The 18,798-nt window shown below is 34.4% G+C and carries 17 protein-coding genes; 8 read left to right on the top strand and 9 right to left on the bottom strand.

Translation table 11 applies throughout. The annotated features are described in order from the left end of the window. Positions 1 to 18 precede the first annotated feature (18 nt). Positions 19 to 1,152: an N-acetyl-alpha-D-glucosaminyl L-malate synthase BshA gene (bshA, locus tag ES676_RS04545; protein ID WP_148368854.1), complete on the top strand. Its 1,134-nt coding sequence runs from the start codon at positions 19 to 21 to the stop codon at positions 1,150 to 1,152. 78 nt (positions 1,153 to 1,230) lie between these two features. Here bshA and ES676_RS04550 read toward each other — a convergent pair whose 3' ends face one another. After that, on the bottom strand, positions 1,231 to 1,737 hold the full coding sequence (locus ES676_RS04550; RefSeq protein WP_148368855.1) for a hypothetical protein: 507 nt from the start codon (positions 1,735 to 1,737) through the stop codon (positions 1,231 to 1,233). 142 nt (positions 1,738 to 1,879) lie between these two features. Between ES676_RS04550 and ES676_RS04555 the strand changes: the two genes are divergently transcribed. Then, complete coding sequence (locus tag ES676_RS04555) at positions 1,880 to 4,807, top strand: FAD-binding and (Fe-S)-binding domain-containing protein (protein ID WP_148368856.1); 2,928 nt, start codon at positions 1,880 to 1,882, stop codon at positions 4,805 to 4,807. 30 nt (positions 4,808 to 4,837) lie between these two features. Here ES676_RS04555 and ES676_RS04560 read toward each other — a convergent pair whose 3' ends face one another. Continuing rightward, positions 4,838 to 5,686, bottom strand: a complete 849-nt coding sequence (locus ES676_RS04560; RefSeq protein WP_148368857.1) for a hypothetical protein — start codon at positions 5,684 to 5,686, stop codon at positions 4,838 to 4,840. A gap of 115 nt (positions 5,687 to 5,801) precedes the next feature. On the opposite strand from ES676_RS04560, the gene aroC reads away from it, so the two are divergent. From aroC to ES676_RS04585, 5 genes are all read left to right on the top strand, one after another. Further along, on the top strand, positions 5,802 to 6,863 hold the full coding sequence (aroC, locus tag ES676_RS04565) for a chorismate synthase (RefSeq protein ID WP_148368858.1): 1,062 nt from the start codon (positions 5,802 to 5,804) through the stop codon (positions 6,861 to 6,863). A gap of 38 nt (positions 6,864 to 6,901) precedes the next feature. Further along, a complete protein-coding gene (locus ES676_RS04570) occupies positions 6,902 to 8,227 on the top strand; it encodes a dicarboxylate/amino acid:cation symporter (RefSeq protein WP_148368859.1) in 1,326 nt (441 codons plus the stop codon). Positions 8,228 to 8,296: 69 nt separating this feature from the next. After that, positions 8,297 to 9,127, top strand: a complete 831-nt coding sequence (locus ES676_RS04575; protein WP_148368860.1) for a sulfurtransferase — start codon at positions 8,297 to 8,299, stop codon at positions 9,125 to 9,127. A 5-nt stretch (positions 9,128 to 9,132) separates the two neighbouring features. Continuing rightward, on the top strand, positions 9,133 to 9,471 hold the full coding sequence (locus tag ES676_RS04580; protein WP_148368861.1) for a hypothetical protein: 339 nt from the start codon (positions 9,133 to 9,135) through the stop codon (positions 9,469 to 9,471). Positions 9,472 to 10,044: 573 nt separating this feature from the next. After that, positions 10,045 to 10,293, top strand: coding sequence for a hypothetical protein (locus ES676_RS04585; protein WP_148368862.1), 249 nt, complete (start codon positions 10,045 to 10,047; stop codon positions 10,291 to 10,293). A gap of 70 nt (positions 10,294 to 10,363) precedes the next feature. Here ES676_RS04585 and ES676_RS04590 read toward each other — a convergent pair whose 3' ends face one another. From ES676_RS04590 to ES676_RS04600, 3 genes are all read right to left on the bottom strand, one after another. Continuing rightward, a complete protein-coding gene (locus ES676_RS04590; protein WP_148368863.1) occupies positions 10,364 to 10,792 on the bottom strand; it encodes a thiol-disulfide oxidoreductase DCC family protein in 429 nt (142 codons plus the stop codon). Then, on the bottom strand, positions 10,789 to 12,963 hold the full coding sequence (locus tag ES676_RS04595) for an endonuclease MutS2 (RefSeq protein ID WP_148368864.1): 2,175 nt from the start codon (positions 12,961 to 12,963) through the stop codon (positions 10,789 to 10,791). Before ES676_RS04595 ends, ES676_RS04590 begins: the two co-directional genes overlap by 4 nt. Positions 12,964 to 13,126: 163 nt before the next feature. Continuing rightward, the gene (locus tag ES676_RS04600; protein WP_148368865.1) at positions 13,127 to 14,620 is read right to left on the bottom strand and encodes a YfcC family protein; all 1,494 of its coding nucleotides are present in this window, start codon (positions 14,618 to 14,620) and stop codon (positions 13,127 to 13,129) included. Between the two features lie 147 nt (positions 14,621 to 14,767). Between ES676_RS04600 and ung the strand changes: the two genes are divergently transcribed. Next, positions 14,768 to 15,433, top strand: a complete 666-nt coding sequence (gene ung / locus ES676_RS04605; protein ID WP_148368866.1) for a uracil-DNA glycosylase — start codon at positions 14,768 to 14,770, stop codon at positions 15,431 to 15,433. 19 nt (positions 15,434 to 15,452) lie between these two features. Here the strand turns inward: ung and ES676_RS04610 are convergent, their stop codons facing one another. From ES676_RS04610 to ES676_RS04625, 4 genes are read right to left on the bottom strand one after another with little or no spacing between them, the layout of a single operon-like run. Then, entirely contained in the window at positions 15,453 to 16,043 is a 591-nt protein-coding gene (locus tag ES676_RS04610) for a hypothetical protein (protein WP_148368867.1), read from the bottom strand. Positions 16,044 to 16,099: 56 nt separating this feature from the next. After that, positions 16,100 to 16,954 (bottom strand): substrate-binding domain-containing protein, encoded by an 855-nt coding sequence (locus ES676_RS04615; RefSeq protein ID WP_148368868.1) that lies wholly within the window; start codon positions 16,952 to 16,954, stop codon positions 16,100 to 16,102. Positions 16,955 to 16,997: 43 nt separating this feature from the next. After that, on the bottom strand, positions 16,998 to 17,867 hold the full coding sequence (locus ES676_RS04620) for a nucleoside phosphorylase (protein WP_148368869.1): 870 nt from the start codon (positions 17,865 to 17,867) through the stop codon (positions 16,998 to 17,000). Continuing rightward, positions 17,857 to 18,798, bottom strand: a complete 942-nt coding sequence (locus tag ES676_RS04625; RefSeq protein ID WP_148368870.1) for a DUF1835 domain-containing protein — start codon at positions 18,796 to 18,798, stop codon at positions 17,857 to 17,859. Before ES676_RS04625 ends, ES676_RS04620 begins: the two co-directional genes overlap by 11 nt.

Here is an 18,798-nt window from a genome sequence, read left to right on the forward strand (position 1 = left end):
TAAAAAACATTAAAAAAGGTGAAAATAGGAATAGTATGTTATCCAACGTTTGGAGGTAGTGGCGTAGTTGCTACAGAGTTAGGTTTAGAGCTTTCTAAGCGGGGCCATAATATTCATTTTATAACGTACAATCAGCCAGTTCGTTTAGAGCTCTTAGGTAATAATGTACATTATCATGAAGTGAATGTGCCAGAATATCCATTGTTTCATTACCAGCCCTACGAGTTAGCTTTATCAAGCAAATTGGTAGATATGGTGAAACTACATAAAATTGAAATACTTCATGTACATTATGCTATTCCTCACGCTTATGCAGCATATATGGCGCAAAAAATGTTGCAAGAAGACGGTATTTATATACCTTTTGTTACCACCCTTCACGGTACCGATATCACCTTGGTTGGGAGTCATCCGTTTTATAAACCAGCGGTCACCTTTAGTATCAATAAATCGAATGCTGTAACGGCAGTTTCAGAAAGCTTAAGAGAAGATACTTTGCGGTTATTTGATATTAAGAATGATATTAAAGTGATAACAAATTTTATAGATTTAAATAAATTCGATCATACTTTTACCGACTGTCAGCGTGGTATGATGGCCACCGAAGATGAAAAAATCATCACCCATATTAGTAATTTCAGACCGGTTAAACGCATATTAGATATTATAAAAACCTTTTATAATATTCAAAAAACCATTCCAGCTAAATTAATGATGGTTGGAGAAGGGCCGGAGCGCGAACCTGCCGAACGTTTATGCAGAAAATTAGGTATTACAGATAAGGTCGTGTTTTTCGGGAATAGTAATGAAATCGATCGTATTTTATGTTTTTCAGATTTGTTCTTATTATTAAGTGAGACCGAAAGTTTCGGGTTATCGGCTTTAGAAGCTATGGCTTCGGGCGTTCCCGTAATATCAAGTAACACGGGAGGTATTCCGGAAGTTAATGAACAAGGTTTTTCAGGGTTCTTAAGTGAGGTGGGGAATGTGGAAGAAATGAGTAAAAATGCCATTAAAATTCTTCAAGATGAAACTACGCTAAAACAATTCAAAAATAATGCTAAAGAACAAGCACGGAAATTTGATATTGCTAATATCGTTCCTCAATATGAAGCGATTTACGAAGAAACACTTAGGAATTGTAAAGAGTAAAGCTATCAATTATTACGTTTAAGACACAAAAAAAGCACTTCAATTGAAGTGCTTTTTAATTATCTGTATTTTCTGTTTTTAGAATTGGTATCTCACACCCAGCGCAATATCAAAATCGAGGTCGTTATTATCAAAACGGTCATCTCCAAACCCAAGTTCTGGTCTAAAGTCTAATGACACTAATAATGGGAAATCGAAATTATACTCGATACCTATATCACCTGCTAAGAAAACAAAAGTGTCACTATCGTCATCGTACTTATCGTATTTTTTGTAATCATCGTCAATACTATAAGCACCAAAACCAGCGCCAGGACCTGCGTACCAGTTAAAACCACCGTCAATATTCCAAACCCATTGGTAAATACCAGCCAGTTTAAAACCGTCGTAGTAGTTTCCGTCTCGCCAACCTAAATCAAGTTCTAATCTATTATTGTCTGATAACGCACGCTGATAAGAAACTTCAGCCCCAAACCCATCACTATCACCTAAACGTAAACCTATTGCATTTTTTGAAATGGTCTGTGCAGAAGCAGCAAAACCAAACCCTAAAACAGCAACAGTTAATAAAATTAATTTTTTCATATTATAAGTTGATTTTAAAATTAGTCTATCAAATTTAACCTTTAAAGTAATTGGTTGTTATGAAATTACTACTAATTTTTTGTTAACAATAGTTAGGTAATTACTGAAGAAAAACTACGATATTCGTAGTGGTAAATTAATTATGGAAGGAACGATACACAAAGCTCTCGATACATTACAACAGCAATTAAAAGGCGATTTACATTACGATAAGTTAATGCGCGTTTTGTACGCTACAGATGCTTCTGTTTATAGAATGTTACCCTTAGCTGTTGCTTTTCCTAAAACGGAAGATGATATTAGGTCACTCATTTATTTTGCTAAAACTCATAACACCTCGTTAATACCAAGAACAGCTGGTACGTCGCTCGCAGGGCAGTGCGTGGGTAAAGGCATCGTGGTTGATGTCTCTAAATATTTTACAAAAATCATCAGTTTTAATGAGACTGAAAAAACAATTACCGTGCAGCCCGGCGTAGTTCGCGATACGCTGAATAATTACTTAAAACCTTTCAATTTGTTTTTTGGCCCGAATACATCGACGTCTAATAGGTGTATGATTGGCGGAATGGTAGGAAACAATTCCTCTGGCACTACGTCTATTCAATACGGAGTGACCCGAGATAAAGTGATAGCGTTAAAAACACTATTAAGTGATGGAAGTGCTGTTGAGTTTTTTAATATGACTGCGGAAGAATTTGAAACTAAATGTAAGTTACAAACGTTAGAAGGCGCTATTTATCTATCAATTTATAATGAATTACACTCTGAAACGGTACAAAATGACATACTATCTCAGTTTCCAAAACCTGAAATACACCGAAGAAATACCGGTTATGCTCTTGATGAGTTAATTAAAACGGAAGTGTTTTCAGAATCTGATATCCCTTTTAATATCTGCAAATTATTAACTGGAAGTGAGGGCACGTTGGCCTTTACAACAGAAATTACGTTACAATTAAATGATTTACCCCCACAAGAATCTATTGTCATCGCGGCACATTTTGACAGTATTGAAAAGTGTTTAAACGCTGTGGTTCCTGTTATGAAACACCAATTGTATACCTGTGAAATGATGGATAAAACCATTTTAGAGTGTACTAAACAAAATAAAACGCAAACAGAAAATAGAACTTTTATACAAGGAGACCCAATCGCTATTTTACTCTGTGAAATAAAAGCCGAAACGCCTGAAGCCGCACAAATAAAAGCGGACGCACTCATTAAAACCATAGAAGAATCACAATTAAGTTACGCCAATAGTGTTTTATACGGTGATTCTATAAACAAAGCCGCTAATTTAAGAAGCGCTGGTTTAGGTTTGCTAGGAAATATTATAGGTGATAAAAAAGCTGTTGCTTGTATTGAAGACACTGCGGTGGCTATAACCGATTTAGCAGATTATATAGCAGATTTTACAGCGTTAATGAAGCACTTTAACCAAAACGCTGTGTATTATGCACATGCCGGTGCCGGCGAATTACATTTACGTCCAATTTTAGATTTAAAGCAATCGGATGATGTTGTTCTATTTCGAGAAATTACAACGCGTGTTGCTAATTTAGTAAAGAAATATCAAGGGTCTTTTAGTGGTGAGCACGGCGATGGCATTGTAAGAGCTGAGTTTATCCCTATTATGATTGGAGCGGCGAATTACGCCATATTAAAAGGTCTTAAAACCGCTTTCGATCCTCATAATATTTTCAATCCCGGGAAAATAGTAGATGCCTTTACAATGGATGATAATTTACGTTATGAAACCAATAGGGAAGAACCTGAGATTGAGACTTTTTTAGATTTTTCTGCATCGCAAGGCATTTTACGTGAAGCTGAAAAATGTAATGGTTCTGGCGATTGTAGAAAAACGTCTGAGTTTGGTGGTACAATGTGCCCTAGTTTTCGTGCGACTTCAAATGAAAAAGACACCACAAGAGCACGAGCAAATGCATTACGTGAGTTTTTAACCACATCTACAAAACCAAATAAATTTAATCACAAGGAACTAAAAGAAGTTTTCGATTTATGTATAAGCTGCAAAGCCTGTGCTAGCGAATGCCCAAGTAGTGTGGATGTTGCTAGTTTAAAAGCTGAATTTTTATACCAATATAATAAAGACAATCCCGTAGATTTAAGGACAAAATTATTTGCTTATAACACAAAATATAATGCAATAGGGCAACAGTTTTATCGCGTCACAAATTTTATGTTCTCAAATTATATAACGTCTTCAATTATTAAAAGCGCTTTAGGTATTGCTCAAAAAAGGTCTCTGCCATTACTATCAAAAAAGAGTTTATATAAAGAGTATCAATCTCTTGTAAATAAGAGTGTTGCTATTAAATGTATTAAAACCGTTTATCTATTTAATGATGAATTCACTAATTACTTAGACACCGAAATTGGTCGCGACACAGTAACACTTTTAAGAGCGTTGCATTACGACGTAAAGCTTATTAAAAATGAAGAGTCTGGTCGGACTTTTTTATCGAAAGGGTTTCTTGAAGAAGCCAAAGTAATTGCTAATAAAAACATTGCTTTATATAAGGATATTATTACTGCAGAAACGCCGCTTATTGGTATCGAGCCATCGGCGATTTTAACCTTTAAAGATGAATATTTAAAGCTTGCTGACGATCGTGTTTTAGCAAAAAAAATCGCCGATAAAACCTTTTTAATTGAAGAGTTTTTAAGTCAGGAAATCACTTTAGGTAATATTTCAGCAGATCAATTCACCTCACAACCTAAAACTATTAAGTTTCACGGCCATTGTCACCAAAAGGCTATGAGCAATCAAATTCACAGTTTTAATGTTTTAAATTTTCCTGAGAATTATAAAGTCACTTTAATTCCTAGTGGTTGCTGTGGTATGGCAGGTAGTTTTGGTTATGAAAAGGAACATTACGATGTGAGTATGGCAATAGGAGAGCTAACGCTATTTCCAGCCGTTCGAAAAGCACCAAAAACTACTGAAATAGCAGCAAATGGTACCAGTTGTAGACATCAAATAAAAGATGGAACACAGCGCATAGCTAAACATCCCATTACTATTTTAAAAGAAGCGCTTCTTTAATAAATGCGCTAAATAATAGAAACTTCTTAATTATTGTAAACCGAATCCTATTAATTCTTGTATGTTGTTAGAAGATCCAGTAGCAGGAATGCCTAAATCTATTCCTGAATTAGCCAAAGCAGCAATAGCCGTGGCATTAATTTCGTAGTTAAAGTAAGATTCTGCTTTTATTAACCCAACGTTTTCAGCATAATAACTCGTTACAACGAACAGGTCTTGCGGTGCTAAAATAGCAACGTTAATTGGGATGCCTCCAAAATCGATAGACGTTGCAGCACCAAGACTTAAAACAATTTCAGTCGCTACGACATTAGTATAGGTTTCATCATTAACTGTTACCGAATTATAAAAACCTAAAGATTTTGTATTGACGTCATAATTAATGGTTACCGGAAAACCCTGAATATCTTGGGTAACTTGCTCACTTACAGAAAATAAATTAGTATTATTTGAAGCATTGATATCATATAAAATAGCAGAGTTTAAAGCGATATCAAAATCTATTAAATCAGTTATTCCAGCGGGTAACTCTAAGGTTCCGTTTAAGCTTAATGTGGTATTAGAACTTGTTAAAGTACCACTAACTAAAATGCCACTCATTGTACCGTTTGCAGGTAAGCCATCGTTTGCAGTAAGCGTAAAATTGTTATTATTTATACTCTCAACAGTAAGTTCGTCGGTTGAAATGATAGGATCTGTCGTTATAGAACTTTGTGCTTCTACAGTATAATTCCAATAACTATCTAAAAATGTCGGAAAATAATTGCCATATATGGACGAATTCTCAGTAGTATCAACAGTCGTATTATCATCGTCGGAACAGGATGTAGCCAAGAATAGTGCAATAAAAAGTATAAAATAATGTGTTTTTGTAGGCATATCAGTCTATTTTTTAGAATTTGTTAAATTTATAATAAAAAATAAGAATCTCATAAAATTAAACTACTATTTTTGTTTCTGTGATTTTACAATTACATTAGCACAAAAATAAACTATGGCTGGAAATTCCTTTGGAAAACTATTTAATATTACGACTTTTGGCGAATCTCATGGTGAAGCAATTGGCGGAGTAATAGACGGTTGTTTGCCGGGCATTATATTAGATCTTGAAGCGATTCAAAATGAAATGAATCGAAGAAAACCTGGGCAGTCTTCCATCGTAACCCAGCGAAAAGAACCCGACACGGTTCAGTTTCTATCTGGTGTTTTCGAAGGTAAAACAACGGGAACCCCTATTGGTTTTAGTATTAAAAATGCCAACCAGAAATCTAAAGATTATTCGCATTTAAAAGACGCCTATCGCCCAAGTCACGCCGATTATGTTTACGATAAAAAATATGGTCATCGCGATTATCGCGGTGGTGGTCGTAGTTCGGCACGAGAAACGGCTTGTCGCGTTGTAGCAGGTGCTATAGCAAAGCAAATGCTAGGGAGTATTCAAATTAATGCCTTTACCTCTTCAGTCGGTGATATTTTTATAGATAAGCCGTATCAAGACTTAGATTTTTCAAAAATAGAGTCTAACGATGTGCGGTGTCCAGATGTGGCCATTGCAGAGAAAATGATTACCCGCATAAAAGAGATTAGAAAAGAAGGCGATACCATTGGCGGTACAATTACTTGCGTATTAAAAAATGTCCCTGTTGGATTAGGAGAACCTGCATTCGATAAATTACATGCCGAATTAGGCAAAGCAATGCTATCTATAAATGCGGTAAAAGGCTTTGAATATGGTAGCGGCTTTTGTGGTGCAAAAATGAAAGGCAGCGAACATAACGATATTTTTAATCCCGATGGCAGCACCAAAACCAATTTATCTGGTGGTATACAAGGTGGTATAAGTAATGGAATGGATATTTACTTTCGTGTAGCGTTTAAACCTGTAGCCACCATTATGCAACCACAAGAGTCTATTAATGCTGAAGGTGAGAACGTTACCATTCAAGGTAAAGGCAGACATGATCCTTGTGTGGTTCCTAGAGCTGTTCCTATTGTAGAAGCAATGGCAGCCCTCGTTTTAGCAGACTACTTCCTACTTAACAAAATGTATAAATAGAAGATTACAACTACTACAAAGAAACACTAAAAACACATATGAAATTAGCATTACACTGGAAAATAATTATTGGAATGGTTTTAGGAGTCCTCTTTGGGTTTTTTATGAATACCATCGATGGGGGAAAAGATTTTGTTACTGATTGGATAAAACCGTTTGGTACCATATTTATTAATCTACTAAAACTTATTGCTGTTCCTTTAATTTTAGCGTCGTTAACTAAAGGGATTTCAGATTTAAAAGATATTTCTAAAATTAAAAAAATGGGACTGCGAACCATAGGTATTTATATGGGAACAACCATTATCGCAATTGTTATCGGGTTAACTATTGTTAATACTTTAAAACCTGGTGTAGGAATGCCACAGGATACGATAGAGAAAATTAAAACGAGCTATCAAGGTTCCGCAGATATTATGATTAGCAAGGCTAATTTGCAAAAAGAAGCGGGACCATTGCAACCTTTGGTAGATGTTTTTCCTAGTAATATTTTTAATGCATTTTCTAAACCAGAAATGCTACAAGTTATCTTTTTCGCAATGTTTATGGGAATATGCCTTCTGTTAATCCCTGAGAAAAAAGCAAAACCATTAATTAAATTCTTCGACTCCCTAAATGAGGTTATTATGAAGATGGTAGATTTAATAATGCTTTTTGCTCCGTATGCCGTTTTTGCTTTATTAGCCAATGTTATTATAGCGTTCGACGATATAGAAATTTTAGTAAAATTATTGTTCTATGCAGGATGTGTACTATTAGGATTGCTTTTAATGATTGGTTTTTACCTTTTATTAATATACATCTACACAAAAAAATCACCAATGTGGTTTTTAAGTCGTTTTAGTCCTGCGCAATTACTAGCCTTTTCTACAAGTAGTAGTGCCGCGACTTTACCCGTTACAATGGAGCGCGTGGAAGAGCATTTAGGCGTCGATAAAGAGGTTTCTGGATTTGTTTTACCGGTTGGAGCGACGGTTAATATGGACGGTACCAGTTTATACCAAGGTATTGCCGCTGTTTTTATAATGCAGGTTATTTGGCCCGAAGGCTTAACATTTACCAACCAGCTGGTTATTGTTGCTACAGCATTATTAGCCTCTATTGGTAGCGCTGCGATACCTAGTGCAGGAATGGTAATGCTTGTTATTGTACTAGAATCTATAGGGTTCCCTAAGGAATTATTACCTATAGGATTAGCCTTAATTTTCGCTGTCGATAGACCTTTAGATATGTGTAGAACAGTAGTGAATGTTACAGGAGATGCAACCGTATCGATGCTAGTTGCTAAGTCTTTAGGGAAATTAAAAGATCCTAAACCTAAAGAATGGGATGACCATTATCCAAAAACTAAGAAGGCCAACTAATTCCCATTTATTTAGTATTTTAGAGTAGGGCATAAGCTTGTTTTTAATATAAAATCACACAGAGTATCTATGTTTAAAGTAACACTTTCCGAACCTGTCGTTTCAGTAGATTGGCTTTACCGGCAGTTAAAGGCTGAAAACCTCATTATTTTTGATGCCAGCATTCCTAAAATTACGGAGACTAATAATACTGTCTCTAAAGACATTCAATTACCCAATGCTCAATTTCTCAATTTAAAAGAGTGTTTCAGTGATGTTTCTAGTGCGTTTCCTAACACGATTCCTTCAGCAGAACAATTTCAAACTGAAGCTAGGAAACTAGGCGTTAATGCGGACAGCGCGATTGTAGTATACGATGATAAAGGTATTTATTCTAGTGCTCGCGTCTGGTGGTTATTTAAAACTTTTGGACATAATAATATTGCTGTTTTAGACGGCGGCCTGCCAGAATGGTTAGCACAAAATTATCCTACGGAAACGTCGAATAGCAATGCAAAACCAATAGGTGATTTTGAAACACATTTTAACCCAGATAATGTCACTTATTTTAAGGATTTAGAAAAGCTATCGCATAGTGAGAAACACACGATTGTAGATGCAAGAAGTGCGGCTAGGTTTTATAGCCAGATACCAGAACCTAGAGCGGGCCTAAGAAGCGGTACTATTCCAAATTCTAAAAATATGCCGTTCGAGGTATGTTTAGAGAATGGTAAATTAAAGCCTAAAGCAGAGCTCCAAGAAGTCTTTAAAGCGTTGTCTACAAAAGAAAACACAGTCGTTTTTAGTTGTGGATCCGGCTTAACTGCTTGCATCTTAGATTTAGCAGCAAATGTTGCAAATTATAAAGACACAACAGTGTACGACGGTTCGTGGACCGAATATGGCACTTTAACACAATAAAGACTATGATAACACCTAACAATTGGTCAAAAAAAGAACTGCTAGCTTATATTCTATTATATATCGCAAATATCGATTTAGAAGAATCTAGCAACGAACGTGAATTTATTCTGAATAAAATTGACGTACAAACTTTTAAAAATATCCATAAAGAGTTTGAAGCGGATAACGATTATCAGTGCATTCAGAAAATATTAAAAAGTATCAAATCGCACGATTATTTTAGAGCGGATTATCGCGATTTGTTCGTTGATATTAAACTGATGATTTTTGCAGATGGTGACGAACATAGTATTGAAACAACGATATTTAATACGCTTAAAAAAATTATTAAAGCTGAATAGTTAATTATCTACTAAAGGCAATATCATTTCAAAGCTGTAGCTACAGCTATTTCTACAGTCTACAGTAAACGTCTTTTTTGCTGTAAAGTAAAAAGTCTCAAAACATCACATAATTTTTTCAAATAAAAATGATTTGAACCTTATAAAGAGTAGACTACAATCTTTATAAGAACTTAATTCATTCCTAATTAATAGAAATTAGGGTTAAGCTAATTAGTGGTGTTTTGAGACTTTAATACTTTAAGATAGGGTTAATATAATGGTAAATATAAGTATTACAAAGTTATACTTCGTAAACTATATCAGTTAATACGTAAGGTGTAGAAGGTTTTAAGTAAATACTTTTTAAAACCGTCTACACCTCTTGTTTCAGACTACTATTTTATGCTTTTTTTTAACGAACGAACAGTTTTTTGTAGGATGAGATAATCTGTTTATCAGAATGTAACTCATCGATTAAATCTGCATTTTTTAGGGGTTAATCAAATAGTTTTGTGTTTCAACGATTAAATTGTATCCTCTTGTAGAACGCCCATATCTTTGCAGTATTAAACAACAATAACACTTGTATTTATGAAATTATTATCGACAGTATTTTTCTTATTATTTGTTTCTTTCGCTTCAGCTCAAGATGCACCAAATGATTTGAATAGTAGTAATAGTTCTATTGAAACTGAAAAAGCTAGCGACGCTAAAAGTAATACAGTTGTAATTAGTGTTAGAGGTATTAAGACTATGGAAGAGATCGATATTGAGAACTACAACAAGTCTACATACATAAAAATGATTTCCACTCAAAAAAGAAAAAGTAAGATAAGTTAGTTTATAAAATAGTGCCAATCTAGGTAAACTATAATAAGAAAAGCCTAAATTTTAATAATTCAGGCTTTTTTTATGCGTTAGTTTTTCCAATGAATTTCGATTGCAATTCGGGAGAAGGTATCATACATTGCTCTTTTTTACCGTACCATTTGTATCTGTTTTTTGCAACAAAATCATAAACCATATTGCGAATACAAGTGGGGAAAATTAAAAAGACAGGTAACACATTTACGGGGAAACCAAGATGTTTTGCAATTCGTAAAGCGGCTGTAGATTTTGTGTACATTCCCTTTACTGGACTATATAGTAATATGGAGTCGGTTTTTAAAGGGTCTATATTAAATTTCGTAATCATCTCTCTACCAACATCGCTCTGTAGCGCTGCGAATAGAAAGGTGTTTTTTTTATCATGACGAATTACATATTGAATAGAAGTATTGCACAAATTACAAACACCATCAAATAAGATAAGTTGTTTGTGTTTAGGAATTGATATCATTTTTTAAGTGTTACAGCTTCAACTAATTCTAATAAATCCATACTAACAATCGTAGTAAATAAACCGTAATTAACAGTGGCTTTATTTTTCTCAATCCTATCGATACTACCCACCGATCGGCCGTCTTGCATTCTTACACGATAGCCTACTTTTAAAATGGGTTTTGGTTTCTCTACAACAATGGCTTTTTCTTTAGCTTTCTTTTTCTTTTCACGAATAACGTCAACTTTCTTTTCTGCTTCCTTTTTTACTTGTGTTACTTTTTCTTTAGTAATTTTTTTCTCTTTGGCTGTTACTTTCTTGCGTTTAGAATTTTCTATTTGAACTAATTTAAATAGCTCACCCATTAGTTCTTTCTTACGATTGTTTTCGAAGAAGCTTTCAGCAATATCATTTACTTTCTGACCTAAATAAATTAAACGCTGATTATCGTCGTATAATTCTTGATAGCTTTCTAACTTTTTCTGAATCTTCTCATTAATCCCTTCTAGTTTATCAGCTTCTGTTTGTTTTTTCTTTTCGTTAATTTTTAAGGATTCCGAGGTTTTCTCTAAACGCGAACGTTCCTTTTGAAGCTTTGCAATGGTGGCATCAAAACGTACTTTACTCCGTTCAATTTTCTTTTTCGCCCTATTAATTAAGCCATAAGGAATACCATTTTTTTGTGCGACTTCAAAGGTAAAAGAACTACCGGGTTGCCCTAAAGCTAAACGGTACATAGGTTCTAAAGTACGCTCGTTAAACATCATATTTGCATTAATCATTTCTGGCTTTTCACTGGCTAGAATTTTTAAATTAGCGTAATGGGTAGTAATTATACCGAAAGCATTTCTAGCATAAAACTCTTCTAAAAACGTTTCAGCTAAAGCCCCTCCGAGTTCAGGATCGGATCCGGTTCCAAATTCATCAATTAAAAACAAAGTGTTTTTATTACATTTCTTTAAAAAGAAATTCATCTGTTTTAATCGATAGCTATAGGTACTTAATTGATTTTCTATGGATTGATTATCGCCAATATCGGTTAAAATACGATCAAAAACACTCACTTTACTACGTTCATGAACCGGAATTAAGAGTCCGCTTTGAAACATTAACTGTAATAATCCCACCGTTTTAAGCGTGATACTTTTTCCGCCTGCATTTGGGCCAGAGATTACGATAATACGACTCTCTTGGTCTAATTCTATAGTTTGCGGGTACGTTTTCTGTTTCTTCTTTAAATTGTTTAAATAGAGTAGTGGGTGATAAGCATCTCGAAGATAGACGTTTTTTTCTTCGGTAATTTCGGGTAAAATCCCATCTATAGACCTTGCATATCTCGCTTTGGCTGAAATAACATCCATCTCAGTTAGAAACAATTGATAATTTTCAATTAAGGGTAAATAATCGCGTAAAAAGTTCGTTAATTGCTTTAAAATTCTGACGATTTCTTCGCTTTCTTCATATTCTAAATTGTTTAATTCTCGCGTATGAAGTAAAGTCGTTTCAGGTTCTATATAAACAATACTACCCGTTTTGCTTCCACCCATAATAGCGCCTTTCACCTTGCGGCGGTGCATTGCTTTTACAGCTAAAACACGCTTATTATCGACTACAGATTCTCGAATATCGTCTAAATACTCAAGATTATGATAGATATTTAAAGCCGATGTAAAACTTGAATTTATTTTACCTTTAAGCTTATTTATATTTTGACGAATAGCGTTTAATAATGGCGACGCATTATCTTTAACATCATTAAATCGATCAATGACAGCGTCTATAGATTCAATAAGCGCTTTGGTGATTTCTATTTGAGAGGAAAAGGCTTTTAACCCCGGATAGTAAATTTCAAACTTCTTTAAGAATTTTACAATCTCGTTACACGTAAGCGAAATGGAAACTATTTTTTTAAGACTGTGAGGTTCTAAAAATGTGTTTTCAATTTTAAGTAATTGTAATTCCTTAGAAATGGTATCGAAACCGTGATTTGGGATGCGATTATCGTTATAAAAAGAAGAGAGGTATTCGTTGGTGACTTGTAACTCTTTAAGAAGCTGTTCTTTGTTCTTAAGCGGCGCAATATCTAAGGTCTTTAAATGACCCAGATGCGTAACACAGTGCTCGCTCACTTGTTCTAAAACCGTTGAAAACTCTAAATCTTGTAATGTTTTTTCGTGAATACTTATCATTAGTTTCTCCGCATATGCGGTACATTCGCTTTGTTAATTTCTTTTTTTAAATAATAACAAAGTTACGTATTCCTATTTAAATGATACACTTTTAGAACAGTTTGCTTTACTTAGTTTTAGTCTCCATATTCTCCGTTTTATTAGATTTCTTAAATGTTATGTTTTATAGATACACCGATATCGTCATTACTACTAAAGTGAATACAATTAAAACAATAAATAACGGCATAATAAACTTTAACCATTTATTAAAGCCCACTTTTACAACCGCTAGAGATGCTAAAATTAATCCTGTCGGATTAATTAAATAGAATAAACCCAATCCATATTGGTAAGCGTTAACAACGATTTCACGACCAACATTTACGGTATCGGCAAGAGGTGACATAATAGGCATAGTTAATACCGCCATCCCAGAGGAACTCGGGATAAAAAATGAAAGCCCCGCGTAAATAATAGTAATAACACTGGCAAACAAACCTTTAGACATTCCTTCGGTTATACCGCTGGCATAATATAACATCGTGTCACTAATTAAACCATCGGCCATAATGACTGTTACGCCACGTGCAATACCAATTATTAAGGCAACTCCCAATAAATCGGCAGCTCCTTTAACAAATGTTTCAACAAAATCAGATTCGCTAATTTGAGTTATAATACCAATTAAAATAGCACCAACTAAAAAGGTAGATGTCATTTCTAAAAACCACCAGTCTAACAACGATACACCAATAATCATTACTAAAAAGCAAAGCGCGAATACTAATAGCGCTAAACGTAAACGTAATGTAAAAGTTACTGTGTGGTCTTTTTTCTCTCCAAAAAGAGCTTCAATTTGCTCCTTTTGATCGTAAATTATAGATTTTGTAGGATCGTTTTTTACACGTTTGGCATAACGCATAATGTAAAAAATGCAAATCGACAAGCAACTTACTAACATAAACACACGACCAGGCAACCCAGTTGTCCAACTTATTCCAGCAGAATCGCTCGCAATAATTGTGCTAAAAGGGTTTATCGTCGAGCACATTGTACCAATTGAAGAACCTATAAAAATGCAAGCAATTCCTACTAAAGCGTCGTATTTAGCGGCGAGAAAAACAGGAATTAAAATAGGGAAGAAGGCAATGGTTTCTTCGGCAAGCCCAAAAGTAGTTCCTCCTGCAGCCACCAAAGTGGTTACCAAAATGATTAAAATGAATTCTCTACCTTTTAAAATACGCGCTAACCAAGAAATTCCAGCATCGAAAGCCCCGGTACTATTAATAATACCAATTAAACCTCCAATAATTAAAACAAGGAAAATAATATCGGCAGCTTCAATAATTCCTCTAATAGGCGATTTAATAAAATCGGTTATTCCTTGTGGTTTCGCTTCTAATTCTCGGTAAGTATTGGGTATATTAATGGCTTTGTAAATGTCGCCACTCGTAAATTTTTCTAATGGAATTTTTATCGATAATCCGTCTAAAGTTGCTTGGGTTGCAGGTAAGGTCTTCGTTTCATCTTTAGCGACTTCAATAAATGTACTTGAAGCGGAATCGTAAGCTAATGTATTGTATTTTCCGGCAGGAATTAACCATGTTAGTAAGGTTACCAAAGCAGCAATAATTAATAAAATAGTTTGTGCTGTAGGAAATTTTATATTTTTCATATTCAAAATACTGATAGAACGACGTCGTTAATTAATCTACAAATTTAAAATTCTAAAAAAGTAAAGCCCTATAAAAAGCAATAATTATTTTATAATTTTAAAGATAGTACTATTTTAGAGTTTTATAATTTACAACCCGAAGACCTTATGCAATTAACACTACCAGAGAGTTGGAGTTTTTTTCTAAAAGATGAACTGCAAAAGCCATATTTTCTTAATTTAATAGCGTTTATTAAGGAACAATATGCAACAACAGATTGTTTCCCTGCGGAAGAAGACGTTTTTAAAGCGTTCGAAATATGTACGTTTAGCGCGGTTAAAGTAGTTATAATTGGTCAAGATCCTTACCATAATTTTAATCAAGCGAATGGATTGTGTTTTAGCGTAAATGATGGGGTATCGCACCCACCGTCTCTAATTAATATTTTTAAAGAAATTAACACCGATTTAGGAAAGGCGTACCCCGTATCAGGAAATTTAGAACGTTGGGCGCAACAGGGCGTATTTTTGTTAAATGCAACGTTAACAGTTCGTGCTCACGAAGCAGCAAGTCACCAAAAAAAAGGATGGGAACCATTTACCGATGCTGTGATTAAAACAATAAGTACACATAATAAAAAGGTGATTTTTTTACTTTGGGGTGGATTTGCAAAGAAAAAGGCTAAATTAATTGACGCTAGCAAACATACTATTTTAACGTCTGGTCATCCGTCTCCACTTAGCGCCAACCGTGGCTATTGGTTTGGAAATTCACATTTTAGTCAAGTGAATACACTCTTAGAAGATCAAGGTAAGACAACGATTGACTGGTAATTTGCGACTAGTTCACTCCTTAATTGATGGTAAATATATAGCGCCCTTCAGTATTTGAATTCACAATTTTAGTGGTGATATTTAGTGTTCCAAATTCGTTAGTTGTGTAGATTCCAATTTTTCCGTTATAAGTGTTATAATCACCTCCAATATAATACGTTCCTGCCTCCAACACTGTTACACCGAATTTATTTTTATACGTGTTTTCTGTAAGCACAGTTTTTAATTGTAGATAGGGGTTGTTCGGGTCTTCAACAACAAAGACAGAACCTTCAATTGTTGTTATGCTATCATCATTTAAGGTTATCCTATCAAAATTCCCGTAACTATTTAGTTTATAAACCAAAAGGCTGTAAGTTATAGGTTCACCGGATTGTGTGAAATCGCTAATCGAAATGTTTTCATTAGTGGTCTTACTTTGCGTATCGCTAATTGCAGTTTCAAAATATAAAGTGTCTCCTAGATTTAAAGTACTCACGTTGCCTTCCACAGAAAGTAAAGCATCATTTTCTACGGTGTAATTATGACCGTTGTAATCGTCTTCTTCCGGGCAACAAAGGCCCGCGCAAAGTGCGATAGTCGTTAGTAGGATTGCAGATGTTATTTTCATAGCCATTTATGTGTTGTTAGCGCACTATGCAGCTCGCTTTTTTTAGTATAAATGTATTATAATTTCTCTACTAAATCTTTGTAATCTAATTTTTTAGGAATAATATCTAAAGCTAATAATTGATCTTGAACTTTATTAATTGTAGGCTCATCGATAAGCGTTTGTGACCATTCGGTAAGCGACAACCATTGCTGTACATCTTCAATCTCTTGTTTATAACGCTGAGCAATCATTTTATCAATATTCGGGATATTTTTAAAATCTACAGTTGTGTTATTAATAATATCTAAAATAGTTTTAACGACGTCGCGATTGGTTTCTAAAAATTCTTCGCGTACGGCAATTACGAAACAAGGCCAAGGAGTAGGGCAGTTACCGATGCGCTTAAATGTACCGTTATCTACTAATGGTTTCGTGGTAAATTTCTCCCACATAAAATAATCGGCGGTACCTTCTGTTAAACCTTCTACAGCACCATCCAGATTTTTTATAACTTCAAAATCTAGATCTTCTTCTAAATTCCAATCGTTGTTTTTCGCATTAACGTAAGTCATTAAATGTGAGCCAGAACCATATCTACTTATTGCTGCTTTAGTACCTCTTAAGTCTTTTATGGATTTAAAACGTGATTGATCGGCAACGTGAATTCCCCAAATTAGAGGTGTTTGAATAAACGTTTGTACAATTTTACTTCTATTTCCTGCAATAATATCGGCGATAATACCTTCGGTTAAAATAACCGCCATATCAATGTCTCCATTTCTAAGCGCATTATTCATTTCACCTGTGCCACCAAAATAGTTATGCCAGCGCAAGTTAATATCCGCGTCCTTGTACTCTCCATTTTTTAAACCTAAATACCAAGGCAAGTTAAAATGTTCCGGAACCCCTCCAATTTTTACTTTTTTCATTATAATGTGTCTATTCCTTTTCTACGGAATTCTGTATTAAATATTAGTCTACTAATTTATCTAAAGTATAGTGTATTAAACTATCAATGGTGCTTTTAGCATTTTTTGTAAACTCTCCATTGGCGCGATTGGCAATTATAGCGTTCATAGACACGGCACGATGCCCTAAAAGCTTCGATAATCCATAAATACCGGCAGTTTCCATTTCTAAATTTGTAATGGCTTGTCCTTCAAAATTAAAGTTAGCTAATTTATCGTTTAAAGTATCATCTTGCAAGGCTAATCGTAATACTCGGCCCTGCGGACCATAAAAACCAGAGTTGGTTGCGGTAAATCCTGAATGTGTTTTATCTGAATTTAACTGTTTAAATAATATATCATCGCATTTTACGACATACGGACTCGATTTTTGATCGCACCATTGGGTGTGTTCTATTAAAGCTTCAGAAATATTTTTATACTGTACCGCATCACTTTTATAGAAATGAAGTAAGCTGTCGAACCCTACAGCATACTCACTTATTAAAAACGAATCGATAGGAATGTTATTTTGAATAGAGCCCGAAGTACCTATTCTAATAATATCTAACGTCGTTAATTCTTTTTTAATTTTACGCGTTTCAAAATCTATGTTAACTAAAGCGTCTAATTCATTTAAAACAATATCAATATTATCTGTGCCAATACCTGTAGAAATTACAGTTATCGGTTTATTTTTATACACCCCCGTTTGCGTATGAAATTCACGTTTACGTGTTTTAAAACGCACACTATCGAAATACTTTGTCACGTCATCGACACGATCGGGGTCGCCAACAGTAATCACCGTTTTAGCCAAATGTTCCGGACGAATATTTAAGTGGTAAACGCTACCATCTGGATTTAAAATTAATTCTGATTCTTTAATGGGCATTTAAGGTTGTTTTTATAAGTTTATTCTGATCTTTAAAATAGGTAAATTCGCATTTTCTAACGCCGCCGTATTCCATATCTGTATCGATAGTATTAAAGACATTTTTTTGATGCTCTAAAAGCAAATAACCATCTCTGTTTAGTATTAATTCATCTTTCGTTTCTGTATAAAACGACTCTAAGCTATTAACAATACGTTCTATTTGCAAATCACTATAGCCATAAAAGCCTTGATAATGCAGTACATAACCAGAGAGGTGATGCCTTGAATTGATAGTATGGGTATTAATTAATTTAAGAATGTTATACTCCAAAGTATTTAAGCCACTTCGTGTATCTGCAAAACGCCTTAAATGTGCTTTTAGACAGTTACTTAAATATATAAAATTAGACGGTCTAACAATTAAAGGAATTAACAAATTATGATTGTTCCCACAATATATTGACCACGCCTTTTCGGCAAGTGAAATGTCGTCTACCGTTAGTCTTATTTTATTAGTATAATGTTCTTTAAGTAGCTGTGGCGTTAATTGCGACAATCCTTTCAAGCCTTTTTCGTTATCAATGCGCCCGCTACAAACCAGATATAAGGGAATAATCGCTTTTTTTTGCATTATCAGACTGATAATGGCTATTAAATTTATATGGCAAAATAAATCGTATTCAAACCAAAGAACGACACGTTTATAAGTGTTAATATGGTCTAACCGGTGTATTTCAGAAATAAATTCGTCTTCCTTATAATCGAAACCATACGTGTTTTTAAAAAACGCTTTACGTAAGTCTAAAAACTTAGCAGAGGTAACATCTTTTACCGTTGGACCTTCACATAACATTTCGTCCCACGATAACATATCACCTTCAAAATTAAGTTTTTGAAGATATTTAGTTAAGATTTCGCCATTTGTGATATGTAATGTGTTCTCTGACAT

This window comes from Bizionia saleffrena (assembly GCF_008086175.1).
GTDB classification, from domain to species: Bacteria; Bacteroidota; Bacteroidia; order Flavobacteriales; family Flavobacteriaceae; genus Bizionia; species Bizionia saleffrena.